The following is a 12,500-nucleotide window of genomic DNA, read 5'->3' on the forward strand; positions in this document are numbered from 1 at the left end:
CGCCATGAGCCCGAAGCTTCCCGACAGGCGCCCTCCCGTGGGCTTTCCGCTGCGGCTCGTTCCGGACGAACGCGGCGAGCTGGCGTTTCCTTCGCTGGAAGCCAGCGTGCGTCAGTCCATCGAGGTCATCCTCCGCACGCGTCCCGGCGAGCAGCTCATGCGACAGGGCTTCGGCGCCGGGCTGGAGCGGATGATGGGGCAGCCCAACACCGTATCCACCCGCCGGCGCATCCAGGAGCTGGTGCAGCGCGCGCTCACCGAGTGGGAGCCGCGCCTGGAACTCATCCGCGTGGACGTGCTGGAGCTGGCGGACCTGCCTGCCCAGGTCCGCGTGGAAATCGTCTACCGCCTGCGCCGCACGGGTGACGTGCAGCAGCTCGGGCTCGCCATGGACCTCGGAGGCTAGATGCCCATCATTCCTCCCCGACTCGACGACAGGAGCTTTCCGGACCTCGTCGAGGAGCTGCTCTCCCGCATCCCGGGCCATACCCCGGAGTGGACCCATGCCCGCGTGGGCGACCCGGGGCGCACCCTGCTGGAGCTCTTCGCCTGGCTGGCGGACTCCATCCTCTACCGCGCCAACCTGATTCCCGAGCGCCAGCGACTGGCCTTCCTTCGGCTGCTGGGCGCGAGCCTGCGTCCCGCCGAGGCCGCCAGCGGCGTGGTGAGCGTGCACTTCGACACCGAGGTGCTCCAGCCGTCCGTGTCGCTGCGGGCCTTCGCCTCGTTGCGCAAGCCCGTGCCCTTCGAAACGCTGGATGAGCTGACCGTGGTGCACCTCACCGCGGAGGCGTATCGCAAGCGCCCGCTCACGGAGACGGAGCGTCAGCAGCACGCGTCGATGCTGCCCCGGCTCGCGCAAGTCTACGGCCTGGACCCCAAGGCCCAGCACGGCTTCTACGCGACGACGCCTGTGTTCCCCCTCGGCGCCGCTGACCCGCGCGGGTTGGACCTGGTGACGGAGACGGTGGACGGAAACCTGTGGCTCGCGCTGCTCGCCCCCAAGGCGGAACACGTGGCGGCCCTGCGCGAAGACCTGACGAAGGGGAATGGACAGGGACCTCGCGTCCTGAGCGTGGGCGTCTCCCCCGTCATGGAGGTGCCCGCCCTGTCCGAGCTGCTCGGGGCGCGTGGCCGGCTGCCGCACGTCTGGGAGGTGACGGGCACGCCCGCCGCGGACGGGTTGCCGGTCTACCACCGGCTCACCGTCGTGGCGGACTCGACACAGGAGCTGTCCCGCCGGGGCGTCGTACGGCTGCTGTTGCCATCCGACCTTGGCGCGCCGGTCAATGACGTGAGGGCGGACTCGCGCGCCGGCCTGGGCGACCGGCCACCCCGCCTGGACGACCCAAGGGTCGCGGCGCGCTTGGTGACCTGGCTGCGCCTGCGTCCCAGCGGCAAGCCGGAGCGCTTCGCGCTGGGCTGGGTGGACATCAACGCGGTCGAAGTGGATCAGCGCGAGACGACCGGCGGACGCCTGATTGGACAGAGCGACGGCAGCGCGGAGCAGGAGTTTCGCCTGCCCTCCGGCTCCGTGGAGCGTGCAACCTTCCAGCTCTTCATCGAAGAGCCAGGGGCGGGATACCGCGAGTGGCGGCTCATCGAAGACCTCGCGCTGGCCCGGCGCGACGAGCCCGTCTACGCCCTGGACTCCGAGGCGGGCGCCGCCCGCTGTGGTGACGGTGTGCGAGGACGCGTGCCTCCCGCGGGTGCCCAGGTGCTGGTGGCCCGGATGCGCAGCGGCGGCGGCGCCGCGGGAAATCTCCCGCCTGGCAGCCTGAAAGACATCAGCGCCTTCCGGGTCGATGGAAGCCCCGCACCGGGGCTGCGGGTGCAACAGCCGGAGCCCACGTTGGGTGGCCGGGACGCGGAGACGCTGGCGGAGGCCGAGCGCCGCATCCCCGCGCTGCTGCGCCACGTGGACCGGGCCGTGACGGAGGAGGACTACCGGCGGCTCGCGGCGAGCACCCCCGGCGTGCAGTTGGGGCGCGTGGAGGTGCTGCCCCGCTTCGAGCCAAGGCGACGGCGAGACGGTGTTCCCGGCGTCGTCTCCGTCATGGTGTTGCCCACGGCCACGCGGCTCGAGCCGCCCTACCCGCGGGCGGACCGGCCGCTGCTGGAAGCCGTCCATGCCTACCTGGATGCGCGCCGTCCGCTCACCACCGAGCTCTACGTAATTGGCTGCGAGTACGTCCCACTGGGGCTTGGCGTGGGCATCACCGTGCGCGAGGGCTTTGGTAGGGAGACAGTGGTGCAGGCGGTGCGGCAAGCCGTGCGCCGCTTCATCTTCCCGCTGCCGGCGGGAGGCCCCACCGGAGAGGGCTGGCCGCTGGGCCGGGACGTCCAGGACCGGGAGCTCTATGTGGCGGTAGCGCAGGTCCCCGGGGTGGCCAGCATCGCCGGGGTGAGCCTCTTCGCCTGGGGAACGGTGACGCGCGTGCTGAGAGACCCTCGCCGCGCCGGAGCCACGGCCGACGTGGCGCGCTTCACGGTGGAGCCCCCTGCCCCCTCCGTCCGTCAGGCCGAGGGTCCAGTCAACCCGAGCTGGCTCCAGCTCAAGGGCAGCACCGCGACGACGCCGGTGGAGCTGTCCATCGCGGACTGGCAGCTCCCGGAGCTGCTCAAGGTGGCGGTGAATGCCGACGGGGAGGTGCCGACGATGCTCCACGGCATCGGCGATGAGGGAAGTGTTGGCGTGGACTCCTCGCAGGCGGGCGTGGCGGTGCCCATGGTCCCCGAGGTCTGCTGATGGACGCCAACCGCCTCCGGTTCTACATGCTGGCGGACGCGCAGGACTGGGCCACGGAGAGCTCGGTCTCCGCTGGCGAGGTGTGCCTCTACGACGCGAAGCGCAGGACGCTCCGGCTGGGAAGTCTGGGGGAGACCCGCACCTTCGATGAGGCGCTCGACCTCGCGGTGCTCGAGCCCAGGCTCGCTCGCGTACCGGGCGCGGTGGATGCCTTCGGCACGTGGGCGTGGTGGGACGACGTGGCAGGGCAGGTGCGCGCGGCGGGCGGAGGCGCTGGTACCACCCTGCGATTCGAGCCCGCTCAGGTCGGGTTGTCCGGCGCGGTGACGGACCTGTCACCTGGAGCTGGCGGCGTCCTCTACCTCGCGGTGGCCCAGCGCGTGGTGGCGCTCCACCTGCGCAAGGTGTGGTCCGCCGTGGTGTTCCCGGCCGAGGGTATCGCCGCGCACCGCATCGCCGCGGACCCGCGGGGTGGCGCCTACGTCCTGAGCGGTCCGCCTTCCTTCGCGCCCAACGCACCTCCCGCCGTGCTCGGCCGGGTGGACGGGCAGCCGCTCCCGGACATCCTGTCCATTCCCTCCGGCGCAGGCTTGTTCCGTCCCACGGAAGAGAACCCGGACCCGCCTCGGACCCGGATGCTGGAGACGCTCGCGTGGCCTGGCGAAGTGCCGGTGGCACTCGCATGTGACACCGAGGGACGGCTGGCGGTGCTGAGCTGGGTCATGGACCCGGCGCTCGCGGGTGTCCCCGCGGACGCGGCATACGCGCGGCTGCGCTTCTACACGGGCCGCTTCTCCACGCCCGTCGCGCTGCCGGGCGTGCTGCGGCCCTTCAGTCTCGCCATCCTTCCGGACGGACGCGCCGTGGTGCTGTCGCTGCTCGACGACGGCAAGGTGGAGGCGGTGGCCTACGCGCTCCCAGCCGGTGCGTCAGAGGCGATTCCCCAGGGAGACTACTTTCCACTGCCCGGCCATGACGGGGGTCCCTTTCTCCAGGGGGCGCAGCCTCCGCACCACGCCGTCACCCCGGGGCTCGCTGACATGGCGCCTGTGCCGCTTCAAGCCCTGTCACTGCCCCGGTGCGCCGAGCGGGGCCGCGCCGCCAACCCGCCGAACCGGCCCTTCGACTCGGGCGACGGGCGCACGGTGTGGCACCGGCTGTACGTGGAGGCGCTGCTGCCCCCACGCACCGGAGTGCGCGTCTGGCTCGCCGCCACCGACGCGCCCCTCGCTCCGCCCAGCGCCTCGCCGCACTGGCACGAGCATCGCTTGGGCCTCATCCCGGAAGCCCCTGTTCATCCAGACGTCCGCATGGGAGCTGGGTACCGCTGCCGTCGGAGGTGCCGTTCCAACTGGGGATGCTGCCCGCGCCGCCGGCCCCGGGCGAGAGTGGCCTGTTCACCGTCCTCATCCAGCGCGCCCACACGAAGGTGCGTGCGCTCTCCGGACGGTACCTGTGGGTGCGGGTGGAGCTGTTCGGCGACGGCCGCCGGACGCCCGAAGTGGGAGCGCTGCGCGCGTATGCATCGCGCTTCTCCTACGTGGACAACTACCTGCCGTCCCTCTATCGCGAGGAGCTCTTCGGCGAGGACGCGGACACCGCCGGCCGGGCGACTCCCGCGGACTTCCTGGAGCGTTTCCTCGGCATCGTCGAGGGTGTGCTGACGCCCATCGAGGACCGCATCGCCCATGCGCACGTCCTCACCGACCCGGGGCACGTGCCTGGTGATTCGCTGGAGTGGCTCGCGAGCTGGGTAGGCCTCTCCTTCGACCCCGTCGTGGGCGAAAGCCAGCGGCGCGCGATGCTTCGGTCCGCGCCCGCGCTCGCCCGGCGGCGCGGCTGCGTCGAGGGCCTGCGCCTGGCGCTGGACCTGGTCACGGACGGCGCGGTGAACCGAGGCGCGGTGGTGGTGGTGGAGGACTTCCGGCTTCGGCGCACGCTGGCCACCATCCTCGGCGCGGACCTCGCGGACGCGGAGGACCCGTTGCTGCCGGGCCTGGCCCGGAGCGGGAACTCCTACGTGGGCGACACGCTCTTCCTCGGGGATGAGACGCGCAAGGAGTTCCTGGCCGTCTTCGGAGACGAAACGCTGCGGACCCGGGCGGAAGCGGAGGCGGTGGAGCAGCTCCTGGAGCGGCTGGCACACCGGCTCACGGTGCTGGTGCACCAGGGCACGGACACGCGGACCCTGGGCCTCATCCGGAAGGTGGCGGAGCAGGAGGCCCCCGCGCACGTGCAGGTCTCCGTCATCACCGCGAGCCGTCCGCTGCTCGTCGGAGTCGCGTCGCTGGTGGGCGTGGACACCTACGTCGGGCCCGCCCCCGCCCCCACCTCGGTGCGGGTGGGCCACAGCGTGCTGGGGCTCGCGGACGTCATCGAACGCCCGTCGAGCCTGGACCCCAGATTGGAAGGAGGTTGATGACCATGTCGCCCCCGAATGACGCCTTGCTCGACGCGGAGACGCGAGACCGGCTCCACTACGACACCGGCGTGCTCCTGGACGCGGGAGACTTCACCGCCGAGCAGACCTATCACCGAGGCCGGCTCACCCGGGCCCTGGCGTACCTCCACGGCGTCGGGACGGTGGCCGGACTCGAGGTGAGTCACCACGAGGGCACCGAGCCGGAGCATGAGGAGCTCCGGGTGTCCGCCGGGCTCGCGTTGGACCCCTTCGGCCGGTTGGTGGAAGTGCCCACGGACGCGTGTCTCAAGCTGGACCGCTGGTACTGGCAGGAGCCGCTGGAGATGGCCGACTTCGGCGTCTTCACCCCCGCCGAGTACCGGCTGAGCCCCGATGCCGCGGGCTTTCCGCCCACGGGGGTGGTGGCGGACCTCTTCCTGCGTTTCCTCCAGTGCGAGCGCGGCAAAACGCCTGCCTTCGCGGCGGGGCCCTTCGACGCCATGGGCGCCGTGGTCGCCTCGCGCATTCGCGACGGCTACGAGCTGCGACTGGTGCCGCGCTCCACGGCGTATCCCCCTCCGGAAGTCCCCAAGAGCCCCTTCCCAGACCCCGTGGACGAGCCAGACCCGGTGCAACGGCGCCTCAAGCTTCGGCAGGCCATCTTCAGCGCCTGGCGAGGCAGCCGCGAACAAGAGCTGGCGAAGCTGTGGAGCGACACCTTCATCCCAGCCTCGCTGCTGACGGACCCGACCCAGCCCGACCTGAAGATGAGGGATCCCGCGTGGGTCTTCCTCGCCCGCGTCGTCATCGGAGCAACGGACGTGGAGGACGTGCGCGGCACGGAGGTGCGGCCCACGCGGCAGGGGAATGTCTACGTCGACAATGACCTGAGGCCCTTCAGCCTCTCTACCGCCGCGCTCGCCCGGTGGATGGGCGTCTTCTAAGCCCGACTCTCTCGAAGGGGGATAACCGTGTTCAACCCAACCAGTGGACCCGCCCGGGAGAAGCTCACCTGGGAGACGGCACAAGCGCTGGAGACCGCCCGGGCAATGGTGCACGACGACCGGCGCGTGCGCTCTTTCTTCTTCGACGGGCGCTTCCTCACCGCGAAGGACCTCACGCGGGAGCAGAACTACTTCCTCACGCGGCAGGCAGACCTCTCACGGGCCAATGGCACCGGGGTGATGCACGGACTGACCGTCACGCCCAGCCAGGACCGAACGACGCTGACCGTCCGCCTGGGCCATGGGCTGACACCCGGCGGCGAATTGGTGGTCGTGCCTCGTGACTTGACGGGCATCCGCCTTGACGACATCCCGGAGATTCAGCGGCTGGACGCGGCCTTCGGACTCGCCCCCGTGCCGCGCGAGCTGGCGCGGAGCCGGTCTGGGTTGTACGTGCTGGTGCTGCGCCCCGTGGAGTACACGGCGAACCCGGTTGCTTCGTACCCCACGTCGCTGGGCGCCGCGCGGACCACGCAGGACGGCGACATCATCGAGGCGGTGGCGCTGACGCTCATCCCCTACCCAGACCCGGTGGGCGGCGGCACCTTCGAGACGCGCCGCGGCCGCGCGGCCCATGAAGTCTTCGCCGGTGCGGGGATGCGGAACCTCCCCGTGGACGCGCTGCCGCTGGCGATGCTGGCACTGGACCGAGGCACCCTCCGCTGGCTGGACACCTTCCTGGTGCGACGTGAGGTGGGCGCCGAACAGCGCAGCGTGGTGGGCTTCGGCGTGGCATCACGCGAGCTGCGTGAAGCCCACGCGCTTCAATATCAGCAGCACCTGAAGGAGGTGCTCCAGGCGCGTCGCGCAGCGGGCCAGAGCGAGCGGTTCCTCGCAAGCGAGCACTTCTTCACGCTGCCCGCCGCGGGGACCCTGCCCGCGGCGGCCATTGAGGCGGGCAGCCTCACGGAGTTCTACTTCCCGCCCGAAGTGGACGTCGAGCTGACGGTGGTGGCCGAGGACGAGCTCGGCGCCATCCTCGACGAGTCCCTTCAACTGCCCCCCATCGACCTCACGCAGACGGGCGAGGCCCTGGAGTCGGTGTCCGTCCTGGTGATGGTGCCCGTGGCGCGCCATGGCATGGCGCAGCGGCTGGAGGGCCTCCGCGAGGTGCTGCGCGCGGCGCCGCTCAAGCTGCGGGCGGCGGCGGTGGGACAGGTGGCGCGGCGGCTGCCCGCGCATGCCCTGCTGGACCTCACGCGCCGCTGGCAGGTCCAGCCCGTGCCCGAGGCGCCCGTGACAGATCTGGTCGACGCGGCGTGGAGCGAGCTGCTCTCCGGTTCGCGGACCCTCTGGTATGCCTGCCGGCGCAGCCTGCCGCTCCACCACTCCGCGGCGGGCCAGCCGCTGCCCGAGCCGGAGGACCACGACGGCGAGCAGCACTTCGAGGAGCTCGTGAAGAAGCTCCGGCAGGCGGAGCTCTATGACGAGTTCTCCGCCCTGCCCCAGCGCGGCACCGCCATGGCCATTGGCCAGCTCGTTCCCCTGCTCAACACGCTCGCCCACGGAACCACGCGGTGGCAGTTCGCGGGGATGGCCTCCGCCACGCTGCGGCTGGAGCGCCTCCAGCACAAGGAGTACATGGCCGCGCTCAACCGCTTCCCTGCCACCGTCAAGCAGGGCCTGGCGAGGCTCGAGGCGGCACCCAGCCTCCTGAACGTGCCGCTGGCCACCCTGGCCGCGTCCTACCGGATGCCGGACATCGGGGCCTACGTGATGACGCTCACCGCCGCGGCCTACGCCACGTTCGTGACGGAGCTGAAGAAGCTGCTGGATGAAGGCGTGTCGCTCGACGAGGCGTTCCTGGCGCTGCGGAGCTGAGAGATGATTACCAAGCCGATTGCGGATCCACTGGCCAACGAACATGTGCTCCGCGTGGAGCCACGCATGGCGCCCTTCGGCGTGGACGCCGAGTGGCGGAGGAGGGCCCACTTCTTCACGGGACGCGCCGTGTCGGCGGACGCGCTCGCGCTGGAACAGGAACATCGCGGGGGGAGGCTCGCGCTCCTGGGCCAGCACCTCACGCCGGGCATCGTCGCCGGGCTGGAGGTGCATCTGGAGCGGATGGGCACGCAGACCTTCATTCATGTCCGGCCCGGCAACGGCATCGCCGTGACAGGCGAGGACGTCATCGTCCGCCGGCAGCTCCGCGCCCCGCTGGGAAAGATTCCCCTCTTCCCAGGAGACCGGGACCCTTCCACGTTCTCCCTGGAGGCACTCGCCAACGAGGAGCCCCCCGCGGACCCTCCGCCGTTTCCCAAAGCCGCGGTACTGGTGCTGGTCCCCACCACGTCCGTGCTGACGCCACCAGCCTCGCAGACGGACGCCTGCGAGGTGGACCCGGAGTCCTATGCATTCGAGGACGCGGTGCGCACGGAGGGCGCGGCGCTGGTGCTCTGGGGCTGGCCCGAGGGCTGGTACATGCCGCAGGACTACTCCCTGCGCTGGCGCAGCCGGCTGGTGTACAGCCTCTTCGAGCGGGAACGCCGTCGCCGGAGTGGACTGCTCGCCCCCTGGGAGCACGCGGGCGTTCCACTTGGACTGATGGGCTTCGGGGAGGGTCCGGACGGTCCCGAGGCGTTGTTCGTCGACCGGCATGCGGTGGCGCGGGCGGGTGGACTGCCACGCGCGCGCACGGCGTTGCTGAAGTCCCGCGGCTCGCCCGTGCTGTGGCAGGCGCGCATCCTCCAGTTCAACGACCACCTGGCGGAGCTTCCCCCGGAGCGGCTCGCCCAGGACAAGGCCATCCTCTACTTCCGCCGCCTGCCGCCCGTGGGCGTGCTGCCTCCGGACGCCGTGGACTACCGCGCCTGGACGCGGCGCTTCTTCCCCGACCGGTTCGAGCTGGAGGCGGTCCCCATTCCACTGGAGCAGCTCGACACGGTGGCGATGGCCAGCGCGGCCCTGGAGCCGTTGGACATCACCCGCGAGGAGCGCGTTCGCATCCTCGTCCCCGTGCCTGGCGCCGTCTATGAGCCGGGGCTGCTGCATGACGCACCGCTGGACCCCGCCTTCCTCGCTGCCATCGAAGAAGGACTTCAGCGCCTGGGCGGATGGCTGAAGCGGCGCATCGTCGTGCGTGCACGGATGAGCACCCTCAAGGACAACCTGTACGGCGCCACCGGCAAGCACTTTCCCCTGGTGGACCCGGAAGCCGACCCGGACGAGGCGCGCTACATCCCCGCCGCCGACCCGACGAACCCCACCGAAGAGGATTACGGAACGTCGGGTGAGACGGTGCCCTCGGCCGAGGCCTACCTCCAGAACCACTTCGAGCCGTCCTGGGGGTTGGCCGTCGATGCGCGCTCCGATTTGCTGCCTCGGCCGCAGGGAGACCCGACGCCGCGGCTGGAGTTCGCCGGACAGCTCACCTCCGCGCCCGTGGTCATCTCCACCGAGGACCGGGCGCATGTGTTGTTCCGGGGACCGTTCTGGACGCTGGGATACCGGACCTTCGACGGCCGGGCGTGGAGCAAGGTGACGCCCGTGCTTCAGGGCAGGGTCAGGTCACGCTCGGTGCCCGTCGCGGCGATGTGGCCGCGCGGGCGACTGGACGTCTACTTCCGGGACGACCAGGGCAACCTGCACAACACCTACCTGGACACCCGGGTCAGCAATCAGCCCTGGAGCAGCCCTCGCGTGCTGGCGAGCGATGTCATGGGAGATGCCGCCGCGGTGTCTCCCTCCGAGGGACGCACGGACGTCTTCTACCAGGCCCTCCGAGGGCAGGTCCTCTCACTCTGGTGGATGACCGTCACTGCCTCACGCGTCATCCGGCCGAAGCCCTTTGAGACGCCGCTCGTGTTCAAGGGCGAGCCCATCTCGGCGGTGGTGTCACGGGGCCAGCTCATGGCCTTCCTCCTGGACGCCCAGCGCAACATCCAGCAGGTCACCGTCTCCCCGGACCCCACGCACGGCGCGGTGGTCTGGACCAACCACTCGCTGGGCCGGGAGATTCGCTGGCTCAAGGCCTGCGCCTCACCGGATGACGGCACCGTGGATCTGGTCGCGCTCACGGGCAGCTCCCTGCTGCACCGGCGCTTCAACGGTTTGGTGTGGAGCGAGTGGAAGGACCTGGGCGGCAGCCATTCGCTCACCGCCGCGCTGTCCGCGCCAGGCAAGGGCGTGCTGGATGTCCTGTCCCGAGCGGTCAACGGACGCATCCGGTACGCCCGGTTCGATGGCACCACCTGGACGCCCTGGAAGACGCTCGGCACCGAGGTGGCACGCTCCGCGCCCGCGGCCATCCGCCGCGGCGACCAACTGGATGTGATTGTCAGGGCGCGTGAGAACCTCCTGTGGCATCGGCCGGTGCGCTCGCCCCTCCACACCACCCAGCGAACCCTGGGCCTGCGTGGGCTGATGCGCGACCTGTCCAACCGGATCCAGCGAGTCGACGAGGCCGTGGACGCGGCCTTCCTTCAGGTCCAGTCGGAAATCCATCGCGTCCGCCAGCTCATGCTGGGCAGCACCAACTCCGCCGTGATGACGGCGTCTCCCGTACTGACCGACGTCGCGCAGGCAGAGACGCGTGTCGCCACATTGACGGACGTGGAGAAGTTCATCGGGGTCCTGAACGCGAAGCGCAAGGTGAGCTGGTCCACGGTCCGCTACCTGGATCAATCCAACCTCCGGGACCGGCTCCTCAAGGTATCGCCCGTCATCGGCACGCTTCACTCGGCGATGGCCATCAAGCGAGAGGTGCTCGGGAAGCTGTTCACGTTGCTCTCCGGCATGGAGTTCAACCTCGAGGCCGTGCAGGTCCCCAACGTGAAGGTTCCCCCGTGGCGGAGGTCGCGCGTGCCACCGGTGACCGGAGAGCCAACGCCCCCCCCGGAGCCGCGCATCGGCATTCCGTTGAGCGAGCTGCGTGCCCTGACCGCGGAGGATTGGAACCTGGTGTTCACCGATTACGTGGCGCCCAAGGTGCCCACGCGGGCGGAAGAGGCCACCTACTTCTCCATGTCCGTGGCCCAGCTCGAAGACGTGCTGGCCGTACTGCGGAACCTCGAGGACCGCGTCATGCAATACCGGGAGGCCCTGGAGGAAGGCGGGCGCCTGGTGAGCGTGCTCCAGGCCCATGAGACACGGGGAGGCGAGCGCCTGTCGGTGATTGGCACTGAAGTCTCCGAGTCCCGCCAGGACGTCATGGTGGCGCGCGCGCTCCTGGCCGAGGAGCAGGCCCGACTGCAACGCATCAACGAACGACGCACCCAGGTGCTGCGCGAGCACGTTCGCTTCCTCGTCTACCACCGGCCGAGAGAGCAGGTCCTGGACCGCGCCACGCCCGTCCGCGCGTTGGACACCGGCATCTACGAGTCGGAGCTGCCCGCGGCGCTCGCGGAGACACGCGCCGCGCCTCCAGAACTCTGGGCCCTCATCCAGCTCCTGCGCGACGCCCCGCTAGACTGGTTCGCGCAGGGACCATTGCTGTTCCAGCGCCTGGACCGGCTGGACCTCGTCCACCGGACACTGGAAGGGGCTCGGCAGCGCGCCACGGTGCGCGTGCCGCCCGCCCTGCCCCAGATCACCCGCGCGCCCAGCCGCTCGGGTGAAGGCGTGAGCCGTGTCTTCACCGCGCAGAGCCAGATTGTCTCCCAGGCCAGGGTCGTCACCGCGACGCTGGAGCTGGCCAGCCTCGTCCACCGCGGCTGGGCGGAGCTGGTGAAGCTGGCGTTGCCCATCACCTCGTTCGGCGACCTGATGGACACCGCGCACGGGCGGCCGGACGTCGCACAAGCCGCGGCCCGCGAGTTGGAGAACACCGCCAAGGTGGCCACGTACCTCTACTTCCTCTTCGGCGAGGTGCCTCCACGCGTCCGGATGGAATGGGCGTCGATGCTCAGCGAGTATGACGCGCCGTGGGACCTGAGGGACCTGGCCCGGCTGCCCCAGTGGAACACGCTGGAAGTCACGAGCCGGCGCCAGCTTCAGGAGTTGGTGGACTGGCTCTTCGCACAGATGAACCCGTCACGCACCGAGGCCGTGGCGCTGATGAACGACCTGGTGCGCTCGGCGCTGCTGCTCGCGAGCCACGCCCCCGTGGGAGAAATCGTCGCCGGGCACCTGCCGAAGCCAGCTCCGGCCAGGGTGGGAACGGTGCTGGACCTGCAAGTGGACCCATCGCGCATCCGAGTGGGCACCCATGTGCTGCTCGCATCCGGCGTTCACACGGTCCAGGCCGTGGTGGAGGACCTGGGCACCGGCATGGCCCGCGCGCGCGTCTTCTCCACGAGCGCGGCCAGCGTGAACCTCGCGGAGAAGACGGTGGCGAAGTTCTCCGAGCCCGAGCAGCGAGGCGGCCTGCTCCCGACGCCGCGACGGACACTGCTCCGGTGACCGCGGA

7 protein-coding genes are annotated in these 12,500 nt (G+C 70.6%); all 7 read left to right on the forward strand.

Annotated elements, in window-relative coordinates:
* Positions 1–4 precede the first annotated feature (4 nt).
* Genes OZ403_RS23335 through OZ403_RS23365 form a run of 7 tightly spaced genes read left to right on the forward strand, consistent with a single transcriptional unit; the run spans position 5 to position 12,493 of the window.
* Positions 5–406, forward strand: coding sequence for a GPW/gp25 family protein (locus OZ403_RS23335; RefSeq protein ID WP_140793188.1), 402 nt, complete (start codon positions 5–7; stop codon positions 404–406).
* Complete coding sequence (locus OZ403_RS23340; RefSeq protein ID WP_268781776.1) at positions 407–2,749, forward strand: putative baseplate assembly protein; 2,343 nt, start codon at positions 407–409, stop codon at positions 2,747–2,749. It begins immediately after the preceding gene.
* Positions 2,749–4,413: a hypothetical protein gene (locus tag OZ403_RS23345; protein ID WP_268781777.1), complete on the forward strand. Its 1,665-nt coding sequence runs from the start codon at positions 2,749–2,751 to the stop codon at positions 4,411–4,413. Before OZ403_RS23340 ends, OZ403_RS23345 begins: the two co-directional genes overlap by 1 nt.
* Positions 4,407–5,168 carry a phage tail protein gene (locus OZ403_RS23350; RefSeq protein WP_268784900.1) on the forward strand — a complete coding sequence of 254 codons (762 nt, stop codon included), beginning with the start codon at positions 4,407–4,409 and terminating at the stop codon, positions 5,166–5,168. Before OZ403_RS23345 ends, OZ403_RS23350 begins: the two co-directional genes overlap by 7 nt.
* A gap of 5 nt (positions 5,169–5,173) precedes the next feature.
* Complete coding sequence (locus OZ403_RS23355; RefSeq protein WP_268781778.1) at positions 5,174–6,094, forward strand: hypothetical protein; 921 nt, start codon at positions 5,174–5,176, stop codon at positions 6,092–6,094.
* Positions 6,095–6,121: 27 nt separating this feature from the next.
* A complete protein-coding gene (locus tag OZ403_RS23360) occupies positions 6,122–7,975 on the forward strand; it encodes a hypothetical protein (protein ID WP_268781779.1) in 1,854 nt (617 codons plus the stop codon).
* Between the two features lie 3 nt (positions 7,976–7,978).
* Complete coding sequence (locus OZ403_RS23365; protein WP_268781780.1) at positions 7,979–12,493, forward strand: hypothetical protein; 4,515 nt, start codon at positions 7,979–7,981, stop codon at positions 12,491–12,493.
* Positions 12,494–12,500 lie beyond the last annotated feature (7 nt).

Source organism: Myxococcus sp. NMCA1, from assembly GCF_026810205.1.
GTDB classification, from domain to species: Bacteria; Myxococcota; Myxococcia; order Myxococcales; family Myxococcaceae; genus Myxococcus; species Myxococcus xanthus_A.

What these genes read in the sequence shown, in the direction of transcription:
- OZ403_RS23345 (WP_268781777.1), top strand. Translation starts at nt 2,749, where the DNA reads ATGGACGCCAACCGCCTCCGGTTCTACATGCTGGCGGACGCGCAGGAC.
- OZ403_RS23355 (WP_268781778.1), top strand. Translation starts at nt 5,174, where the DNA reads ATGTCGCCCCCGAATGACGCCTTGCTCGACGCGGAGACGCGAGACCGG.
- OZ403_RS23335 (WP_140793188.1), top strand. Translation starts at nt 5, where the DNA reads ATGAGCCCGAAGCTTCCCGACAGGCGCCCTCCCGTGGGCTTTCCGCTG.
- OZ403_RS23340 (WP_268781776.1), top strand. Translation starts at nt 407, where the DNA reads ATGCCCATCATTCCTCCCCGACTCGACGACAGGAGCTTTCCGGACCTC.
- OZ403_RS23365 (WP_268781780.1), top strand. Translation starts at nt 7,979, where the DNA reads ATGATTACCAAGCCGATTGCGGATCCACTGGCCAACGAACATGTGCTC.